General features: G+C 39.0%; 19 protein-coding genes. All 19 read left to right on the top strand.

What is annotated here, in order from left to right; all coding sequences use genetic code 11:
- Positions 1-91: 91 nt before the first annotated feature.
- The 19 genes from secA (at position 92) to rny (ending at position 20,693) form a co-directional block, all read left to right on the top strand.
- Entirely contained in the window at positions 92-2,782 is a 2,691-nt protein-coding gene (gene secA / locus GXZ13_02990) for a preprotein translocase subunit SecA (protein NLX74803.1), read from the top strand.
- A gap of 16 nt (positions 2,783-2,798) precedes the next feature.
- Positions 2,799-4,628 (top strand): hypothetical protein, encoded by a 1,830-nt coding sequence (locus GXZ13_02995; protein NLX74804.1) that lies wholly within the window; start codon positions 2,799-2,801, stop codon positions 4,626-4,628.
- Positions 4,629-4,656: 28 nt separating this feature from the next.
- On the top strand, positions 4,657-6,333 hold the full coding sequence (locus GXZ13_03000; protein ID NLX74805.1) for an arginine--tRNA ligase: 1,677 nt from the start codon (positions 4,657-4,659) through the stop codon (positions 6,331-6,333).
- Between the two features lie 35 nt (positions 6,334-6,368).
- Complete coding sequence (locus tag GXZ13_03005; protein ID NLX74806.1) at positions 6,369-6,674, top strand: septum formation initiator; 306 nt, start codon at positions 6,369-6,371, stop codon at positions 6,672-6,674.
- Positions 6,675-6,758: 84 nt separating this feature from the next.
- Positions 6,759-7,043, top strand: coding sequence for a 30S ribosomal protein S6 (rpsF, locus tag GXZ13_03010; protein NLX74807.1), 285 nt, complete (start codon positions 6,759-6,761; stop codon positions 7,041-7,043).
- Between the two features lie 5 nt (positions 7,044-7,048).
- Entirely contained in the window at positions 7,049-7,594 is a 546-nt protein-coding gene (ssb, locus tag GXZ13_03015) for a single-stranded DNA-binding protein (GenBank protein NLX74808.1), read from the top strand.
- 18 nt (positions 7,595-7,612) lie between these two features.
- Positions 7,613-7,852: a 30S ribosomal protein S18 gene (locus GXZ13_03020; GenBank protein ID NLX74809.1), complete on the top strand. Its 240-nt coding sequence runs from the start codon at positions 7,613-7,615 to the stop codon at positions 7,850-7,852.
- A gap of 78 nt (positions 7,853-7,930) precedes the next feature.
- Positions 7,931-8,884 (top strand): DUF2232 domain-containing protein, encoded by a 954-nt coding sequence (locus GXZ13_03025; protein ID NLX74810.1) that lies wholly within the window; start codon positions 7,931-7,933, stop codon positions 8,882-8,884.
- Complete coding sequence (rplI, locus tag GXZ13_03030) at positions 8,881-9,327, top strand: 50S ribosomal protein L9 (GenBank protein ID NLX74811.1); 447 nt, start codon at positions 8,881-8,883, stop codon at positions 9,325-9,327. Before GXZ13_03025 ends, rplI begins: the two co-directional genes overlap by 4 nt.
- 1 nt (position 9,328) lies before the next feature.
- Positions 9,329-10,690 (top strand): replicative DNA helicase, encoded by a 1,362-nt coding sequence (gene dnaB / locus GXZ13_03035; protein NLX74812.1) that lies wholly within the window; start codon positions 9,329-9,331, stop codon positions 10,688-10,690.
- Positions 10,691-10,742: 52 nt separating this feature from the next.
- A complete protein-coding gene (locus tag GXZ13_03040) occupies positions 10,743-12,566 on the top strand; it encodes an O-antigen ligase family protein (protein ID NLX74813.1) in 1,824 nt (607 codons plus the stop codon).
- A gap of 85 nt (positions 12,567-12,651) precedes the next feature.
- Positions 12,652-13,017: a 6-carboxytetrahydropterin synthase QueD gene (gene queD, locus GXZ13_03045; protein NLX74814.1), complete on the top strand. Its 366-nt coding sequence runs from the start codon at positions 12,652-12,654 to the stop codon at positions 13,015-13,017.
- Positions 13,017-13,805, top strand: coding sequence for a GTP cyclohydrolase I FolE2 (locus GXZ13_03050; protein NLX74815.1), 789 nt, complete (start codon positions 13,017-13,019; stop codon positions 13,803-13,805). The genes queD and GXZ13_03050 overlap by 1 nt, the downstream gene beginning before the upstream one ends.
- Before the next feature lie 47 nt (positions 13,806-13,852).
- Positions 13,853-14,497 carry an HAD family hydrolase gene (locus GXZ13_03055; GenBank protein ID NLX74816.1) on the top strand — a complete coding sequence of 215 codons (645 nt, stop codon included), beginning with the start codon at positions 13,853-13,855 and terminating at the stop codon, positions 14,495-14,497.
- A 15-nt stretch (positions 14,498-14,512) separates the two neighbouring features.
- Positions 14,513-15,460 (top strand): hypothetical protein, encoded by a 948-nt coding sequence (locus GXZ13_03060; protein NLX74817.1) that lies wholly within the window; start codon positions 14,513-14,515, stop codon positions 15,458-15,460.
- Positions 15,454-16,158: a YggS family pyridoxal phosphate-dependent enzyme gene (locus tag GXZ13_03065; protein NLX74818.1), complete on the top strand. Its 705-nt coding sequence runs from the start codon at positions 15,454-15,456 to the stop codon at positions 16,156-16,158. The genes GXZ13_03060 and GXZ13_03065 overlap by 7 nt, the downstream gene beginning before the upstream one ends.
- 51 nt (positions 16,159-16,209) lie before the next feature.
- Positions 16,210-16,920, top strand: coding sequence for a DivIVA domain-containing protein (locus GXZ13_03070; GenBank protein NLX74819.1), 711 nt, complete (start codon positions 16,210-16,212; stop codon positions 16,918-16,920).
- Positions 16,921-16,927: 7 nt separating this feature from the next.
- Positions 16,928-18,982, top strand: coding sequence for an ATP-dependent DNA helicase RecG (gene recG / locus GXZ13_03075; protein NLX74820.1), 2,055 nt, complete (start codon positions 16,928-16,930; stop codon positions 18,980-18,982).
- A 175-nt stretch (positions 18,983-19,157) separates the two neighbouring features.
- Positions 19,158-20,693, top strand: a complete 1,536-nt coding sequence (rny, locus tag GXZ13_03080) for a ribonuclease Y (protein ID NLX74821.1) — start codon at positions 19,158-19,160, stop codon at positions 20,691-20,693.
- Positions 20,694-20,704 lie beyond the last annotated feature (11 nt).

Here is a 20,704-nt window from a genome sequence, read left to right on the forward strand (position 1 = left end):
GTCATACATACTAAAGGATATAATCACCGAACGACAAAAAGCAGTAATTATGAAGGTGTTTTGTTTTTGAAGGGTGGAATAGAGATTGGGCATTTTTAGCGGAATAATAAAAGCATTGGGTTACGATCCTAATGATCGAGCGATAGCTAAATATGAAAAAATAGCAGATATAATAGATTCTTATGAGGATAGAGTAAAAGAACTTACAGATCAAGAACTAGCACAGTCCGTCTCTATTTTTCGAACACGTTTAGAAAAAGGAGAAACTTTAGAAGATATTCTTCCTGAAGTTTTTGCAAGAGTTAGGGAGGTTTCAGTAAGAACGTTAGGCTTACGCCACTTTAAAGAACAGCTAATAGGCGGGATGGCTTTAAATGACGGCAGCATAGCTGAAATGAAAACAGGGGAAGGGAAAACGCTTGTGGCTACACTTGCCGTAGCACTAAATGCAATAGCAGGTAACGGTGTTCACGTAGTAACGGTTAATGATTACCTTGCAAAGCGAGATGCTGAGTGGATGACCCCTGTTTACAATGGGCTAGGACTTACTATAGGGATTTTGTCGCCTTTCATGACACAGGAAGAGCGTCTTGAAGCCTATAGTCAAGATATTACTTATGGAACAAACACTGAGTTTGGATTCGATTATCTAAGAGACAACATGGCAGTTCAAAAGGGACAACAAGTCCAAAGAGGATATGAATTCTGTATTGTTGACGAAGTTGACTCAATATTAATAGACGAAGCAAGAACTCCCCTCATAATATCTGGTCCCTCTGAAGACGATACAGATGCTTATAAAAGAGCGGACTCAGTAGCAAGAGATCTTGTTAAAGGTGTCGACTTCGAAGTAGAGGAAAAAGAACAAAACCTGGCTTTAACAGAGGCTGGTATTTTAAAAACAGAAAAAATCATGAATCTGCCCAATTTATTCACGGACTTTACGAATTCAGCATTGACACACAAGATTGTACAAGCTTTAAAGGCTCACCATCTTTTTCAGAGAGATGTACACTACGTAGTTAAAGACAATGAGATAATCATAGTGGATGAATTTACAGGGCGTCTTATGTTTGGCCGTAGATACTCTGATGGGCTTCACCAAGCAATAGAAGCAAAGGAACGTGTTACGGTTGGTTCAGAAAGCCAGACTTTGGCAACCATTACCCTTCAAAACTATTTTAGAATGTATAAAAAATTAGCAGGTATGACTGGAACTGCTCTTACAGAGGCAGAGGAATTCAAAGAAATATACGGTCTGAAAGTACTTGTAATCCCAACACACAAACCTATGATACGCATTGACAATCCGGATGCAATTTATAAAACAGTTCTTGAAAAGTATAACGCGGCTGCAGATGAAGTTGCCGAGTGTCACAGAAACGGACAGCCGGTTCTTGTCGGAACCACTTCAATTGAACATTCAGAGCAGATAAGCAAGCTTTTGAACGTTCGTAAAATAAAACACAACGTGTTAAACGCTAAAGTACACGATAAAGAAGCTATGATAATAGCTCAAGCGGGACGCCTAGGAGCCGTAACAGTAGCCACCAATATGGCGGGAAGAGGAACGGACATAATACTGGGAGGCAATCCCGAATCTCTGGCGAAGGAAGAATTGTTAAAGCAAGGGAAGGAACCAAAGACAGATTTAGAAGGATATAACCTGCTTCTCAACGAATTTCGTACTTCTTGTGCCGAGGAGGGTGCAAAAGTTCTGAGGGCTGGAGGACTAAGAGTTATTGGAACAGAGCGTCACGAATCTAGGCGCATTGATAACCAGCTTAGAGGACGCTCTGGAAGACAGGGAGACCCTGGCGAAAGTCGTTTCTATATAGCACTTGAGGATGATATCATACGCCTGTTTGGCGGAGAACGCATACAGGGAATTATGGAAAGGCTCGGAATGAGCGAAGGGGATTGTATTGAACACCCTCTTTTGACTAAAGCCATAGAGAATGCACAAAAAAAAGTAGAAGAGATGCATTTTGATATGAGAAAACAGCTGCTCGCTTTTGATAATGTAATGAATCAGCAGCGTGAAGCTATATACACGGAACGATCAGAGATTCTTAATGACGAGGACATTATAGAAAGAACAAAAGATATATTTCAAGACACAGCACGTGCACTACTTGAAAGAATATTCGCAGAAGGCGATGATGTTGAGTCAACTTTACAAGCTGTAAGTGTAAGGCTTAATGCTCTTTACTGGCCAGGTATATCAAAGCATATAGAAAATGTACAAACACAAGCAGATCTTGATGAATCGACTCCGCTTTTGCTTGATGAAATTGTCACTCGCTTTAACTTAAAGGTGCAAGAATTAGGAATAGAAGTTGCAAACAACATATTCCGATATATCTTTTTAGAAGTTCTTGACACAAACTGGAAAGAACACTTGCTAGCCATGGATGAGCTTAGAAGAGGAATAGGTCTAAGGGCGATAGGTCAGAAAGATCCGTTATTAGAATATCAGTTTGAGTCGTTCAATCTATTTCAAAATACTTTGGTGCAAATCAGAGAAGGTGTCACAGAATATGCACTCAAAGTTTCTGTTGTAACAGATAGAAGGGACGAAAAGAAAAATTGGACAGAGGGTCGAGATACTATTGATATATCAGGCTTTTCGGCTTATGGAGACGATATAGAGAACCCTGGAGCCTTAGCTACTGCACAGAGAACAAAGACGATAGTGAAAGAAAACAAAGTTGGTCGCAATGAGCCTTGTCCCTGTGGAAGCGGCAAAAAATATAAACAGTGTTGCGGCAGAGGAGACTAATAGGGGGTATCTTACCTTGAAAAAATATTTATTTTTTGGCCTAACCTTAAGTTTTTTAATTTCTTTAACATCCATATCTTTTGCTTGGGACGCAGCAACAGAAGTCAGGCGCTTAAACAAAGAGGCTCCGTCAATCGATGGGTTTTCCGGTTCTGGTGCTTTGATTTGGCTTAAAAATAATGAATTTAAAATGCTCAATGACGGAAGCATGGAAAACAATAGACAGACAATTATTTTAATAGGAGAGAATATTCCGGAAACATTGAAGACTATAAAACTGCCCGTTCCCGCAGAGGGATCCGTCGAAGTTTTGGAGGCTTCATGGTATAACCCAATGACGGGTTTGAAAGAAGGAACGCTTAACGTGCGAGACGAGCAGCTTGACGGAGGTGCCTTGGCAAAAGTTATCCAACCCACAAACGAGGTTGTTGGGAGAGCTATTGTTCTGAATGTGAAAGAGGTTCAAAAGAAAAGGTACGGTGTAGACAGCACAATTGAAATGGCCGGCATTCTTCCCGTTTGGGAGCAAGTGGTAACTGTTGAAACTCCAGAGGGGCTTGAACTTAACTGGATTGCAAGAGATGTAAAAGAACCAGTTATTATGAAAAACAAAGGGACTCAATCTTACAAGTGGCAAGTTATGAATCAGGCTCCTTGGGCAGGTAAGGGATTTGTTGTTTATAAAAGACCCTCATTGACCTTCAGTTCTAAAAAAGGCGTCGAACAAAGTTTGAAAGAGATGAAAGTTTTGGCAGATTCTATTCCCACTCTCCCCTTTCCCATTGAATTAAGTTCGAATGCGGAAAAAGCGGGGATATCCCTAATGGAATGGATGCAAAATCCATCACGTACTCTTACAAATTATCCCAGTAATTGGGTGCGTACCACAGAACAGATTCCGGCAAAAGGTCCTTGGACACCATGGGAAAAGACCTTAATACTCAATAAATGGTTAAAGAAATTAGGTTGGGACACAAAAGTGTGGTGGCAAACTGAAAGTGAGTTGGACAAAGATAGCCCCGCATCCCGAACAACATGGACGGCACCGGTCTTAAACATACATACGGCTAAGGGGAAGCAGGAACAGTATCAGGCCGGGCAGGCTGCAGATTTTGGTGTGATTGCTCCAAATCTTGTTGGCACAACGCTTTATGTTCACAACGATAAGGTAGAAGAAAAAGGGTATGAAAAAAAGAGGATATCTTCCGGGAATCCTTCGGATCATAAACTGGAGCTACTTTGGCTGTTGGAGATGGATGAAAATGGTGTTGCACAGGGGACACTAGATTTTACGGCAACAGGGGGTTGGACAGTTCTTTTATCCTCAGGAAATATGCCGGAAAAAGAAAATCTCAGTGAATTTATTTCATCTCATATCAACTTCGCCTTACCGGGACTGCAGTTGATTCCGATAGGCGTGTCTCCTAAAAAAACAGGTTACAACATGAAATTTAATGTAAAGTGTCCTGCAGGAATCCTACATGCGAACAATCTCCTTTTACGTCTTCCTGGGGGGATACCGGTCAGAGTGGGAGAGATGATTGTAGAAAGTACTAACTATACACTTCGCTTCCCCTTCATTATGGACCAGAAAGTGCGCATGCAAATGCCAAAAGGATATAACCTGCTCATGGAGCCATCCGTTAAGAAACTGGGAGTAGGAAGCAAGGCCGTGTTAAATGAATCCATTAATCATTGGCCAAAGAAAGCACAGCTTGTAGCGGACAGCACGTGGGTTGTAAAAACGACTTCAATAGACTCGAACTTGGCGTTAACTATGAGAGATGAGTTAAATGCTTGTTTGAGATGGCCGTTATTAGATCTTCCATTTAGAAAAGGGAAGTAAGTTTTAATATTTGAGGGAGTGTTAAGGTTTGCAACAGATAATTAAAGATTTAAAAGAACTATTAAATGACGCAGTATGTAAGGTGGCAAAAGAAAATAAAAGCGAGATTCCCAATAATTTTACGGTGGGATTAGAGCGACCGAAACAAGCAAGTCATGGAGATTGGGCTTCAAATATTGCGATGCAATTGGCCAAGCCCTTTGGCACAGCTCCAAGGCAGATTGCCGCTAAAATAATAGATGCACTTCCCCAAAACAATATCGTGAAAAACATAGAAGTGGCAGGTCCTGGTTTTTTAAATTTTACACTGAATACTACATGGATTACAGACACTGTTCAGACAGCCATAGAAAAGGGCGAAAACTACGGGAGAACCAACGACGGGGAATCACGAAAAATCCAAGTTGAATTTGTCAGTGCAAATCCAACGGGTCCCCTTCATTTGGGACACGGGAGAGGCGCTGCCGTCGGAGACATAACGGCATCCATTCTTGATTTTGCAGGATGGAATGTGGAGCGTGAATTTTACGTAAATGATGCAGGTCTCCAAATTGAATTGCTAGGAGAATCCGCCCGAGCTCGCTATTTCGAAGTGATTGGCCGAGGAGATGAGGCTCCCATTCCGGAAGATGGCTATCACGGAGAATATATGGAAGACATAGCCAAAAGACTAGTAGAAAAATATGGGAAAGCTTTGGCAGATAAACCTAAAGAAGAAGCCCTTAAAATATTTTCAGAAGAAACTGTCAAAATGGTTCTCGAAATGATCAAGAAAGATCTTGGAGATTTTGGCGTGAATTTTGACGTATGGTTTTCTGAAAAAACACTATACACAAATAATTTAATTGAACCAGCCATGGAGGCTCTCAAAAGTGGAGATTTCGCCTACGAACAGGATGGTGCTCTCTGGTTTAAGTCGACGTTATTCGGAGATGACAAAGATAGGGTATTAATAAGACAGAATGGTGTTCCTACCTACTTTACTTCTGATGTTGCTTATCTCAACAACAAGTTCGAACGTAAATTTGAAAAGCTTATCTACGTTTGGGGAGCAGATCATCATGGCTATGTCCCGCGTATAAAGTCTGCCAATAAAGCATTTGGCAATAAAGAAGATTCTTTAGAAGTGCTCTTAATACAGATGGTTAATTTATTACGAGATGGCAAACCGGTACAGATGTCAAAACGAGCCGGCACTATTATTACCTTACGAGAAATAATAGATGAGGTTGGAGTTGACGCCACCAGATTTTTCTTTGTAATGCGCCGTTGTGACAGCACCTTGGATTTCGATCTTGAACTCGCAAAGAAAGCGACATCAGAGAACCCAGTTTTTTATGTTCAATATGCATATGCACGCATTTGCAGCATATACAGAGAGCTTTCCGAAAGAAATATCGCAATGCCAGAAACAACAGATTTTGACGTATCAGTTTTAACCAGTCCGTTAGAGACAGCTCTTGCACGGGAGATATCGCGTTTCCCTGAAGAAATATCCAAGGCTGCAGAAGAGTTGGCCCCTCACCAGATCGCTTACTATGCAACCGATTTAGCCGAAGCATTCCATGCTTTTTACAATACAGAAAGAGTACTTGGTATGGAAGAGTCTATCATGAAAACTCGATTGTTATTAATTGAAGCAGCTCGTATTACATTGGGAAATGTATTAAAAATTCTTGGTGTGTCTGCACCTGAGAAAATGTAGCAATTTATCTAAAAAATCATAGGAGTAACTAAATTATGAGAGCACCTCGATTAAGATGGGTAATATATTCCGCTATAGTAACTTTTCTTCTAGTTGTTTTGTTAGCTTCCTTCTTTCGAGAAATAAAAAGAGTGGACACACTTTCAAAAGCATTGGACAGGAAAATGGAAGAACTTGTCCTTGAAAAGCGAAAGAGCCATCAGCTGCAACAAAAAATAGATTATTATAACTCACCTGAGGGCATTGCCAGATTAGCACGAGAACAGTTTGATCTTGTGCGTTCAGGTGAACAGATTTATAAAATAGAAATAGTTTCAAATGACAAAAACTTGCAAAGATAAGTTGTCAGTGTTAAAATATTTTGCTGTATGTCCCTGTCTCTTCAAAAAGAAGAGACCATAGACCAAGGGGAGGAGGTGTTATTCGTGCGATCTTATGAAATGGTAGTAATTCTTCAGGCAGATCTGGAGGACCACAATGCAGTCTCAGAAGAAATTGCAGAGGTCGTGCGTGGTTTAGGAGCTGAAGTAGAAAAAGTTGATCTTTGGGGTAAAAAGCGTTTTGCCTATCCTATCGAAAAACAAGTTGAGGGTTTTTACCTTCTCTACACATTCAAGCTCGATCCCGCGCAAATCAAGGAAATGGAACGAATCCTTAGATTGAAAAGCCAGGTTATTCGACACATGGTTGTTAATTTGGAGGAGAAGTAGACTTAATGGCACGAGGATTTAATCGAGTTGTTATAATGGGAAATCTTGCGAGAGACCCTGATGTGAGATTTACCCCTAACAAACAAAAATTTGCTCGTTTCACGGTAGCAGTTGGACGCCAGTGGAAGAACAGAGCAACCGGAGAACTACAGAATCAAACAGATTTTATTCCCGTTGTTTCGTGGGGCTTTACCGCAGATATCGTAGAAAAATATCTAAGCAAGGGGCGCCCTGTGCTAGTAGAAGGTCGCATTACTGTGAGAAGTTTTGACGATCCCAAAACAGGCCAACGTCGTTGGATGACTGAAGTAGTAGCTGAAAATGTAGTGCTCTTGGGATCAGGTAGAAGAGACAGCAATGATACATCCGATTATTCGGATCGCTCCTCAGCCGCTTCTTATCAAGGAGAATATGGACAGCATACTGATGCAGTGCCTTCCGGTGATATGGCGAGCTTGAGGGAAGAAGATGGATTTGAAGAAGAATTCCCATTAGATGTGTCAGAGATGGATGATTCAGATGGCCCGGGAGATGTAGAGATACCGTTCTAGGAAGAGGTGGAGTCTTAAATGGAAGGTTCATTTAACCGTAAGCGTCGCAAGCGTAGACCAAAAGTATGTAATTTTTGTGTCGAAAAGGCTGAACACGTAGATTATAAAGAAGTTGAAAAACTTAAAAAATTTGTGACAGAGCGTGGAAAAATTGTTCCGCGTAGAGTAACAGGAGCATGTGCGAAGCATCAGCGCCAAGTAACAAGAGCAATAAAACGTGCAAGATTAATCGCATTACTTCCGTTTTCACAGGATTAATTTTTAAATACAGCTGTTATAATGAGGAGAGGGCCTTTGGCTCTCTCTTTTTTTAGATAAATATTCGGAGGACTAGAAGTGGACAATAAAAAAATCATTGAACTCATTCTTTGGGTTTTTATAAGTATTTCTATGTTTGTTTTTACCATAGGATTTGCTCTCTCATCTACATTTTTTGTGCTTATCGCACCCGTTCCCTTTATGTTGATAACGAGAAGGTATGGCCATAAAATAGCGTTTTTATCAGCGTTTATTGCTTCAGGCATAGTCTTTTTTTTGTTAGATCCCGTTGCTTCGCTTATGTTTGCGTTACTATTTTGCCTAACAGGAATCGCCTTTGGTGTAATCTCAGTTAAAGTAAAAAGCGCTTCTGACTATATGCTAGCTGCTATTCTCGCATCTCTTTTTTCAAAAATGATACTCGTTGTTATTTTTTCAAAGATAATAGGGGTTAATCCTTTCGTTATAGATGCTGATGCTACGTCCGGAATAATTTCTTCTGTAATAAAAGTATTCCCAAAAGTTGGAGCACAACTTTCCGTTTCTTCTATTGAAGAACAGATAAAAACAATGGCTAATAACTTATCATTACTTATGCCCGCAATGCTTATACTTTTCTCGGCTATGGACAGCTTAGCTTCATATTACTGTTCATCGTACATAATAAAACGTCTGAAATATGTACCCCTTGTAAAAATGCCTCCATTTAGTGAATGGCGTTGTCCTCAGAATATTTTCTGGGCTTTGTTTGCTTCGCTAATCATAGATTTAACCAGTAGGGCTTATCCTGAAGTAAGACAGTTGACGGTAATATCTGTTAATCTTTTAGAAATATTAAGGGCTGTTTTTATAGTTCAGGGATTGTCTCTTGCTTGGTATTTTATGACATTACGTAAAGTTCACAGAGTCCTTAAGGTTATGTTTGTGATTTTATCCATAATTTTTGCACCTCTTTCATATATTTTATATATAGTTGGAATTTTTGATATCTGTTATGATTTACGCAAGTTAATAAGGAGGAAAATGAAATGAAAGTCATTTTAAAACAAGACGTTAAAAAAGTAGGAATAAAAGGAGAAATACTCGAGGTCTCAGATGGGTATGCACGTAATTACTTGATAGCCCGTGGATTAGCAGAAGAAGCTACATCGGGCAAGATTCGTGAAAACAAAGAGTTAAAAAAAGCCCAAAAAGAAAAAGACGATAAAAAACTAAGTCTTGCTGAAGCTGCAAAAAGTAAAATAACAGGCAAGGTTGTGCTTATAAAAAGTACTACAGGTGATGGAGAAAAACTGTTTGGAAGTGTTACGACTGCGCAAATTGCAGACCAAATAGCATCCTCATATTCTGTCATAGTAGATAAAAAAGATATCAAACTAGACGATGTAGTCAAGCAAGTAGGTACATATCCATTTAAAGTTCGGCTATACACAAATGTTGAAGCTGATATGACATTGAAAGTGGAGACTGAATAACTTGAACGTTGCCGGCGCAGCGGGAAGAATTCCCCCATTTAATCTTGAAGCAGAGCGCTCCGTGCTTGGTGCGTGTCTTCTTGAGAAAGAAGCTTTATGCTCTGTTGTTGAGGAGCTACTGCCCGAAGACTTTTATGATCCCAGACACCGTGTCGCTTTCGAATTGATGAGCGACATGTATGAAAAGGGTATTCCAGTGGATTCCCTTTCATTCAAAGATGAATTGACAAAACGCAACCTTGAAGAGAAGACGGGGGGATTGCCTTTCATCGCGGCCCTCTTGGATGCGGTGACCACAACAGCAAATGTTGATTATCACATAGGTATAGTACGAGATAAATCAGTACATAGAAACTTAATAAGAGTAGGAAGCGACATAACAAAGCTAGGTTTTGCAGAGGACAAAGAAGTTAATGAAATTCTAGAAACAGCAGAACAAAAGGTTTTTCAAATAGCACACAGCGGAGGAAGCACTACTACAATACGAGACTCAAAGCAGGTAGTGCAGTTAGCGTTAAGTGATATAGAAAAGAGACTGGTTAGCGGATTATCCATGACCGGTGTTCCAACAGGCTTTAAGGACTTCGATAAAATGTCGGGAGGACTTCAAGCAGGAAGCCTTTATATATTGGCGGCGAGACCCTCCATGGGAAAAACCGCATGGGCAATAAATGTCGCCCAGCATGTTGCACTACAGGAAGATATTCCTGCACTGGTCTTCAGTCTAGAGATGTCTGGAGAACAAATAGCACAACGGATGCTTTCCTCTGTTTCAAGAGTAAATTTGCGGCAACTGTATCTTTCGAAAAGCATTCAAAATGAACAGTGGAATAATCTTTCCACAGCTGCGAAAAATCTCTCTTCTGCACCAATCTTTATAGATGACAGCTCTACTTTAGATACAATGGAGCTAAGATCACGTTGTAGGAGATTTTTTGCTAAACAAAAAACGGGGAAGGGTTTAATCGTTTTAGACTACCTCCAACTAATGAATTCAGCAAGAAGAGCAGAAAACCGTCAGCAGGAAGTTTCAGAGATATCAAGAGCATTAAAGGGGATTGCAAAAGAATTTAAAGTACCTGTTCTTGCTCTTTCTCAACTTTCACGTGACGTTGAGAAACGGGGAGGAAGCAAGAAGCCTCAACTCTCAGATCTTCGTGACAGCGGTGCGATAGAGCAAGACGCAGACATGGTAATATTTCTTTACAGAGACGCATATTACGCACATGAAGAAAGCCAAGACTCGACTGCCGAAGTTATTATTGCAAAAAACAGATCCGGACCGACAGGGAGAGTCAATCTCGTCTTTTTTAAAGAATATTCAAGATTTGAAGATAGCATCGTGAGTGGATATTCTGAATAGTTGAAAATAACAAAACCTCGTCTTTTATAGTTTTAACAAAGGAGATTTTGTCTTGAATTTAAAAAACATTATAAATCATTCCGAACAACTGATTATCACTGAAGTTCAGAGTGTCTCTCTCATACCAAAATTTATTTTTTACTTTTTTGTTGTTTTTCTTTTATCAATACCAAACCTAATATTTTCTGGACCAAGCTGGTTTGATACCCTACATATAATGAAATGGACATATACAATGGTGCCGATTGCACTCCTGTCAATTATAGGAGGAGTCAACTTGTTTGTCTTTGGAGCAAATCGCACTAATTTTGAGTTAGACTTCTTCGGTTTAATATGGTTTTTAATGCTAAGTTATATCACGCTTCAACCTTTATGGGTTGAGATTACATCTTGGTCCACTTACTTAAAAGAATGGTATTTCTTTGCCAGTTTATTGAGCCTTTATATATTTTGCTACAACTTATTTAAAGAAGAGAAATATCACAAATTAGTTCTATGGATGGCGAACATGGCGGCCGCAGTAAATGTCTTGTTTGCCGAGTTGTTAATCAGAGATCTTAATGCACCTTTCTCATTTATAATGAACGTTCCCGGAAACTACATAGGCAACACAGGACAACAAGAAATGTTTGGCTTATGGATAGCCATGGCTGTAATGAACAGTATATATTTAAACACTCTCTATTCTTCAGATAAAACAACTTCCAGAACAGAAAAGATGCTCAAATATTTTAATCTTCTTTTGCTTGCATTTAATTCTTGGGGGATGTGGAACTCAACAACTCGTGCCGGTGTACTTTCCCTATTAACCGGAACTATAATTATCGCAATAATATTTTATACGGCACAAGACAGAGCTAAACTGAAAAAAGTTGCTCAAGCAGTTGTAATAGTAATGCTTGTTCTAGCTCTTAATATAGGACTTGCGAAGCTTGGATTGAGTAGAGCATACTACTTTTTAAACAAAACTATGGATATGTTCATGAACCCCGGTACATTTGGGAAAAGGGACGGCATTTGGAAAACAGCATTAAGCATGATAAGTGAAAACCCTATAAAAGGGGTTGGAATTGGACATTTTAAGTGGCACTACTTAAAAGCACAGATCATAGCCATGTCAAAATTTCCGTCAATGGAATGGCAATACACCTACTGGGCACATAGTGAGTATTTACAATGGGTTGCAGAGTTTGGACTTTTTGGAGGATTGCTACTTTTTTCTTTGGGAGCATGGTGGATTGTATCCTTCATAAAAGTTTTAGTCTCAAAAAAAAGATTATCAATGGAAGCAACATGGGCAATATCCATGGTATTTCTTATTTGGTTTGACGCCCTTTTCAGCAGACCCTTTCATAGAATAGAAATTACGGTATGGTTAGCCTTTGCCTTTGCAATATCAAACAGAGAAATTTTGCCTCAGAAGACAGATTGGTTGGAAGTAAAACATTCACAAATTTATAAAATTTTCGCAGCATTAGTGGTGTTTATTGCACTATCAGGACTAATTTTCTTAGGTGGCGGCCTTATAGGGGATAAGAACCTTAGAGCGGCAACTAAAACTAAGAATGCAAAATTACAGCGTTTAAGGATAGAAAGAGCTCTAATAATGCCGATGAAAAAAGATGAAGCACAAGAACAGTTAGCATATCATCTGCTTGCTGTTGCTAACTTCACTCAGAAAGATGAGGATTGGGATAACGCAATAAACCAACTCTATCACTCATTTAAAATTAGACCTAAAGCTAAACAGCTCAATGAACTGTTCTCATTAGCACAACAGACGGAAAATATAGAACTTTTGAGGGAGCTTTTGACCTATCTACAACCAGTCTCTGATGATTTAATAAAAAGTATATCTCCCACAAGCGGAGATTGATTTGAGTAGATGAACTAGGACAACAAGTATTCCTGCTATTAATGATAGAATTTAGATATAAAAATAAGTATAGGGAGTGAAAGACATTTTACTATGTAGAAAATTTAAATTTGATGCAGCACATAATCTAGTAAACTACAACGGAAAATGCGAAAAACTGCATGGTCATACATATCACTTATCTGTTGTATTAAAAGGTACACCTGACAGTGAGGGGATGGTCTTTGATTTCACTGAGGTTAAAAGAATTGTGAATGAACTTGTGATTTCAAAATTGGATCATTCTTACATAAATGATATTATTCCGCAGCCTACGGCCGAGTATATTGCACAGTGGATATTTAAGACAATAGATAAGGCTTTGATTCGTGATAATTGTGAACTATACGAAGTTCAAGTTTGGGAAACAGAAAATTCCTCTGTAATATGTCATCGAGAGGATATATCGTAATGAGAGATGTCCAAAGCGAACGTGACAATCGTAATTTATCCATTGACCAAGTTGGGATAAGCAATATTTCTTGGCCTATTCAGGTTCTTGACAGATCGTACGAAGTACAGGATACGGTTGCAGAAGTTAGCCTATCAGTGCACCTTCCAAAAGACCACAGAGGGACGCACATGAGTAGATTCATAGAAGTTCTGACAATGCAAGAAAAACGCGTAACTTTGCATAATATGGAAGAAACGTTAGAAAGTTTAAAAGAACGTCTCAATGCGAATGAAGCACATGCGGAATTTTACTTCCCTTATTTTATAACAAAAAAAGCTCCGATAAGTGGAGCAGAGGGACGAGTGAGATACGATGTAGCTTTTAAGGCAACTCTTAAAGGAAGCGAATTTGATTTAATTACGGAAGTAACCGCTCCTATCCAAACTCTTTGCCCCTGTTCAAAAGAAATTTCGGAATTTGGTGCTCACAGTCAGCGTGCTTATGCGAAAATTGAAGTGCGTATGAAGGAATGGATGTGGATAGAGGAGTTGGCAGAAATCGGAGATTCTTGTGGCTCCGCTCCTATTTACAGTATATTAAAACGAGAAGACGAAAAAGAAATTACTGAACGTGCATACAAAAATCCACGTTTTGTAGAGGATGCTGTTCGTGAACTAGCTCTTATTTTAGATCAAGACACGAGAGTGTCTTGGTTTCGTGTATCTGTAACTAGCCAAGAAAGCATTCATAACCACAACGCATTTGCCAGTATTGAAAGAGATAAATGCGAACAAAAAATAAATTAAGCACTATAAATAAAACAACAGGTGATGTTTATGAGAGTGGGTAAGAAATGAAAGAATTTGAGAAAATCGAAGCAATCCTATTCGATTTTGATATGACTCTTGTTGACAGCAGTTATGCCATACATCGCTGCATTAATCTCCTCGCCGAATATGCCGGTCTAAATTTGGTGCCAAGAGAGAAAGTATTGAAAAATATCGGATTAAAAATAGAAGACTGTTATATAAATTTTTGGGGAGAGTTTAAACAGGAATGGTTGGACTACTATAGAGAGCTTTTTATGGTTGAAGAGAAAGCAGGATTGATACTTTATCCAGGAGTCGTAGAAACGCTAAATGAATTAAAAGAAAAAGGGCTGAAAGTTGGTGTGGCATCAAACAGACACAATGTTACAACTGTTCTTGAAGCTACTAAGCTCTCAGAGTTCTTGGATGTATCGGTTGGACTTAATGATGTGAAAAACGCCAAACCAAACCCGGACATATTATACAAAGGGTTAGAAACACTCGGAGTTCCACATGAAAATAGCATATATGTAGGAGATACTGATATAGATATGCAAACAACAGTTGCTGCTGGAATAAGAGGGGTCGGCACAACAACCGGAAATTTTTCGGCCAAAGAGTTAAAAGAACATGGTGCTTGGAGAGTCATAGACGATATTAGAGAAATAATGACTCTGATACTGGAATAAATAAGAGGTACTCTAATGGTAAGGCAAATCTCCAGGAATGATGAAGAGCAAAGAGAATTTAGACTTGATTACTGGATAGCTGTCCTTGTAATAATAATTATTTGGGTATGGGGCGTTAAACTTTATTTCACTCGCTATGATTATTTACGCCCTGAAATAGCGTGGGCTACGCAAGGTATGAACACAGAAGTAGTCAAATCAGAGGGAGTCCTTTTATGGAGTGAATCCCTTCTGACATCTGAAAAAAACGGAGTAATTTCTTATCCTCAGGGGGTCGGTCCAGTAAGAGTTGGCAAAGGAACGGTTTTGGCGGTTATCACCTCAGGTTCTGTAACGACAAATATAAAAGCCCCCGACGTGGGCTATTTTATAGCCGGAACTGACGGTTTAGAGATGGGATGGAAATACTCTCAGCTTTGGCATGAAGACCTAAAACCATTTGAAACAAAAGCGTTGCAAATGAAAAAAAATAATGATGAAATAAATTCCGGAGAACCGATTGGCAAGCTGATAGCGCTGCCACAAGAGCTACGCTTTATAGGTAAAATAGATTTAGTGGGAGATCTAAATGAACAGATAAAAAACAAATCCTTAAGAATTATGTTAGACGAGATGGACATACTTTCAAGAGCGGCAGTAAGAGCTTCAAAAAACATTGGTAATAGCGTCAAAGTATACCTTACTCTGCCTTGGTTTCCACCGGAAATATTAAAAGACAGAAAATATACCTTAACAATTGAGGCTGGAAGAGCGTCAGGAGCATTAATACCATCAACATCAGTTGAAAGAAAGAACGGCACTCAGATAGTATATCTTGTCCGAGGCACAAGAGTTATGATTAAACAGGTTGAAGGCAAATATATCGAAGATGGCAAATTTCTCGCAACAAAGGGGATTTCAGTCGGAGATCCCGTAGTAAAAGATGCTTCCGGAGCGAGAGAGGGTAGGATACAATTATGGTAACAAATGATATCAAAAAAAATATAGAGATAATACGTCAAAGGATAGAACTTTCACTTAAAAAAAGTAATAGAAAAGAAAAAGAAGTAAAATTAATGGCAGTTTCCAAATTCCACCCGATAGAAAAAATGTTGATAGCTTCAAGTTTTGTCGATTTGTTTGGAGAAAATAGGGTGCAAGAAGCTGAAGATAAGTCTCTGTTATGGCCAGAAGAAAACAGTGTTCCTTGGCACCTGATAGGTCCACTTCAGCGCAATAAAGTGCGTAAAGCAGTAAGTATATTTGACCTTATAGAAAGCGTTGATACTCTAAAGTTGGCCGAAACAATAAATAGGGTTGCAAAAGAACAGAATGTTCGCAAATATCCGATATTCATAGAGGTGAATATGTCTGACGAAAGAAGTAAAATTGGGATAGCTCCGGAAGGAGCAGAAGAATTAATGAGCGATATTATGGAAAAATGCCCTCATATATCAATAGAAGGGCTTATGACAATAGGGCCAAATACCAACGATGTTAAGCTCATAAGAAAAGCATTTGAAGGATTAAGAAATAAAAGGGATTTTCTGCGAACTCAGTTAGGACTTGAATTGCCTGAACTTTCTATGGGGATGAGCGGAGATTTCGAATTTGCGATTGAAGCGGGAAGCACCATTGTTCGTTTAGGCACTTCTATATTCGGGGACAGAAATAACAATTAAGTGATATTTGCTTTTTTGAAAATAAAAGAAAAAGAGGAGGATAATAATAAAATGGTTGAAATTTTAACTTCACTTGATGTAGTAAACCAATCCTTTAAAAAAAGCTTAAGAGGGTACGATGTTGTTGAGGTTGATGAATTTCTAGATGCAATAGCAGAAACATTGCAATACTACGCTCAGGAAACAAAAGATCTAAGAAATGCTCTGTCCGAAAAAGAAGCAAGCTTAAATGAATATGAAAAAATGAAAAATGTGCTTCAAGAAGCCTTGATTCTAGCCCAAAAAAGTGCCGATGAGAGGGTTCGTTCAGCAAAAGAACAAGCTAAAAAAATAATAGCGGATGCAGAAAAAAAAGCTGAAATTACCTGTGCCGAGGCGGCAGGAGAAGCTGGAAGATTGAGGGAGGGCGTATATCAAATAAAAAACATACGTACTCTTTATGAACAAGAGGTAAGAGAACTCGTTGCAAAGTATGAGGAAATTATAGACAACATTGACTCTGACTCCAATATGAAGGAAGCTGTAGATAGTGTCCTTGAAGTTTATGAAGAAGAGAAAGCTCGTGACAAAGAAGCTTCTTCCGAATCTGGCGACGGGCAGGAATTAGAACTTGAGTTTACAGAAGAAACAATAGATAAAGAAGAACTTGCGGCAGCATATGACATGTTGGGTGTAAACCCTGATGAGATATTAAAAGAAGAGTTTGAAGAGGAAGAGAGTTTAGAAGAACAAGAAGAGGAAATTCTAGAGGAAGAAAATTAATTTAACAGTGTCAGAACCACTATCCGAATCTATAACAGCTCAACCTGGCGTAGGTATTAAGAGAGCGGCGCAGCTTGCTAACTTAGGAATCGCTACGCTAGAAGATTTGTTATGGTTTTTTCCCAGAAAATATATAGATAGAAGAAACATGGTGTCCATATCAAAGCTTGTACCGGGCTCTCCCTCAGTTTTAAATGTTAAAGTAATAAATATAAAACGCACAAAACTGAGAAAAAGAGGGTTGGAGTTAGTGACTGCGGAGTTAAGTGACGATACGGGAACTATAATTGCGACTTGGTTTAACAGAAGAGGGCTTGAATATATATTAAAAAATGAAACAGAGATTATTTTATTTGGCACAGCTTCTATACGAGGAAACTTTTTGGAATTTTCAAACCCTGAATTTGAAGTCATAAAAGATTTGTCAGATAGAGCAGCTTTTTGTGGGATTGTGCCTGTATATCCTTCTACAGCAGGATTGCAGAACAGATGGTTTCGGAAGTTTATATCAGAGAGAATAGAAGAGAATCTTCATTATATTAGAGAAACTCTTCCTCAATCTATAATAGAAAAAAGAAAATTCCCTACCCTTTCAGAAGCAATTAAAATAATGCACAGGCCTCCTACACCGGAAAAGTGGAAAGAAGCTAGAACCAGGCTGGCATATGAAGAATTTTTCATTATCCAAGCTACAATGGCACATCGTAGAAAAAAAATTAAAGACTTAAACACTTCTCCGGTAATAAGCCCCAATGGAAAGATCTACGAAAAATTCACAAAAGAGCTTGCCTTTAAACTCACAAAATCACAAGAAATAGCACTGGAAGAAATATTTAATGACACGTCTTTCACGATGCCAATGTCGCGTCTACTACAGGGTGATGTTGGTAGCGGAAAGACTATCATTGCAATTGCTTTGGCTGCAGCTGCTGTGGATTCAAATGCTCAGACTGCGCTACTTGCTCCAACAGAAGTCCTCGCAGATCAACTTTTTTCTCAGCTAAGTAAATATTTATCTTCTCAAGGTGTTTCAGTAGTTCTTCTTAAAGGAGCTTTAACAGATAGAGAAAAAAAAGAGATACTTAAGTCAATAAAAGATGGTTCTGCGAACGTAATTGTTGGTACTCAATCTTTACTTGAAGAAAAAGTGGAATTCTATAATTTAGGTGTAGTAATAATAGATGAACAGCACAGATTTGGGGTGAAACAGAGAGCAGCTCTGCTCAAACGTGAAAAAGTTCCCCATATACTACTGATGAGTGCAACTCCTATCCCGCGCACTCTAACTATGTGTTTGTTTGGAGATTTGGATATTTCGCTGCTTCAAGAGAAACCACACGGTCGAAAAAAAATTGAAACAAGAATCATAGACGAATCAAAAATGTCAAAATTGCTGCAATTCATAACGCAAGAAATAAAAAACGAAGGCAGAGTTTATTGGATATGTCCAAGAGTGGAAGGGGAAGAAGATCCTGACATAGCCTCCTCAAAAAAAAGATTTAAGTTGCTGCAGAAAGAGTTGCCTGAAATAAAAAGCGGCCTGCTTCATGGGCGTTTAGAGAGTAAAGAGAAAGAAAAAGTTCTTTCGATGTTTAGAGAAGGAACAATAAAATTATTGGTTTCTACGACAGTAATTGAAGTGGGAGTAGATGTATCTGAAGCTTCAATAATAGTGATAGAGTCTCCCGAATTTTTTGGTCTTTCCCAACTGCATCAACTTAGAGGAAGAGTAGGCAGAAGCGCTCGAAGAGGGGTATGTGTTCTTCTTACCACTTCCGGTACAGCTGTTCCGGAGAGATTAAAAATTATGTTAAAAAGCGATGATGGTTTTGAGATAGCAGAAGCGGATCTTTCTTTCCGTGGTTCAGGTGAAATAGATGGCGTCTCGCAACATGGTGAAACAAAATTTAAAGTAGCAGATCTTTTTAGAGATACAAAAATACTATTAGAAGCCAAAGAAGACGCTTATGAACTGATAAACAAGGATCCAAACTTTACAGAAATCCCACATCTTTTGGAAAAAATCCAATTGGACAAAGAGCAAACTCTGGGTATTGGATAAGCGTTTATAGTACAGAAATTAATTGCACTTGTGAATAAAACATTTGTTATGTACAATGTTATACATCGGCGTAAAATCATGTAACTTTAAATCAACCTATATTGAGTTAATTTTTGTTTGCAAAATTAAGAAAAGACAGATGTACCATGACAATTTAAATTGAGGTGACAAGTAGATGTTAATTACACTTTTATGTGTAATCACAGCTTCTGCCATTGGCGTGCTGTTTGGTTACACTTATCGAAAAAAAAGAGAAGTTCAAAAGTACAAAGGTGCTCTTTCAGAGTCTGAACGTTTGATTTCAGAAGCAGCTAAAAAAGCGGAACAACTCAAACGAGATTTACTCTTAGAAGGCAAAGACGAAATACTTAGATTAAGACAAGAAATTGAAAAAGAAATAAAAGAACGCCGCAGTGAAGTGCAACGATCAGAGCGACGTTTGGAACAAAAAGAAGACAACTTAGACAAAAAGATAGAAAACATAACAAGAAAAGAAGAAGAACTTCGTTTAGACGACGAAAAGATACAAGAAAAGCTAAGAGCTCTTTCAACACAAGAAGAAGAGTTTATATCAAAGCTTGAGCAGATAGCTCAGTTAAAACGCGAAGAAGCAACTGACATGTTGCTTGCGAAAGTTGAATCTGAGGCCAATCACCTAATAGGTCTTAGACTTATAGAACTTGAAGAAAAAGCTAAGCGAGAAGCCGATCGCAAAGCACAAGAAATTATAGCCACAGCCGTCCAGCGCTGCAGCGTAGAATTTACTTCGGATGCAGTAGTAAGTGTTGTCAATTTACCCACAGATGACATGAAAGGCCGCATTATAGGTCGTGAAGGACGTAATATAAGAACATTCGAAACGTTGACCGGAGTTGATTTAATAGTTGATGATACCCCGGAGGCAGTAACGCTAAGCAGTTTCGATCCAGTGAGACGCGAAGTAGCTCGTATGTCCCTGGAAAGGCTTGTAGTTGATGGTCGTATTCATCCCGCGCGTATCGAAGAAATAATAGAACGAGCAGAAAAGGATGTCCAGACAGAAATAGTCGAAGCGGCTGAACAAGCTTTAAAAGAAACCGGGATAAAAAATATGAACTACGATCTTACAAAAATAATAGGACAGCTCCGTTATCGTACAAGCTACGGTCAAAATGCACTGTCTCATAGTTTAGAGGTTGCGCATATAGCCGGGATAATGGCTGCAGAGTTGGGGTTAGACGACATAAAAGCTCGCAGAGCCGGACTTCTTCATGACATAGGCAAAGCGGTTGATCATCAGGTAGAGGGACCTCATGCAAGAATTGGTGCCGATTTAGCCAAAAGATACGGAGAAACAGCAGATATTGTCAATGCTATAGCGGCTCACCACGAAGACGAAGAGCCTGAGACAATATATGCCATTCTGGTTGCGGCTTCTGATGCAATCAGCGCATCTCGCCCTGGAGCTCGCAGAGAAAGCCACGATGCATATATAAAACGACTCGAAAAACTCGAAGAAATTGCAAAATCATTTGAGGGAGTTGGCAAAGCATATGCTATTCAGGCTGGACGAGAGCTGCGCATAGCAGTTGCTCCTACGGTTACGGATGAGGGAGAAATGGAAAAAATGGCCTATGACATAGCGCGTAAGATAGAAGAAGAAATGCGTTATCCTGGTCAAATTAAAGTTACTTTAATAAGGGAAACAAGAGCTATCGAATATGCAAAGTAGGTTGTTTATTA

It is taken from the genome of Synergistaceae bacterium, from assembly GCA_012728235.1.
GTDB lineage: Bacteria > Synergistota > Synergistia > Synergistales > Synergistaceae > JAAYFL01.

Coding starts and splice junctions, on each gene's coding strand:
- rplI (NLX74811.1), top strand. CDS start 8,881: ATGAAAGTCATTTTAAAACAAGACGTTAAAAAAGTAGGAATAAAAGGA.
- ssb (NLX74808.1), top strand. CDS start 7,049: ATGGCACGAGGATTTAATCGAGTTGTTATAATGGGAAATCTTGCGAGA.
- GXZ13_03065 (NLX74818.1), top strand. CDS start 15,454: ATGGTAACAAATGATATCAAAAAAAATATAGAGATAATACGTCAAAGG.
- GXZ13_03020 (NLX74809.1), top strand. CDS start 7,613: ATGGAAGGTTCATTTAACCGTAAGCGTCGCAAGCGTAGACCAAAAGTA.
- GXZ13_03055 (NLX74816.1), top strand. CDS start 13,853: ATGAAAGAATTTGAGAAAATCGAAGCAATCCTATTCGATTTTGATATG.
- GXZ13_03060 (NLX74817.1), top strand. CDS start 14,513: ATGGTAAGGCAAATCTCCAGGAATGATGAAGAGCAAAGAGAATTTAGA.
- GXZ13_03070 (NLX74819.1), top strand. CDS start 16,210: ATGGTTGAAATTTTAACTTCACTTGATGTAGTAAACCAATCCTTTAAA.
- GXZ13_03005 (NLX74806.1), top strand. CDS start 6,369: ATGAGAGCACCTCGATTAAGATGGGTAATATATTCCGCTATAGTAACT.
- rny (NLX74821.1), top strand. CDS start 19,158: ATGTTAATTACACTTTTATGTGTAATCACAGCTTCTGCCATTGGCGTG.
- GXZ13_03050 (NLX74815.1), top strand. CDS start 13,017: ATGAGAGATGTCCAAAGCGAACGTGACAATCGTAATTTATCCATTGAC.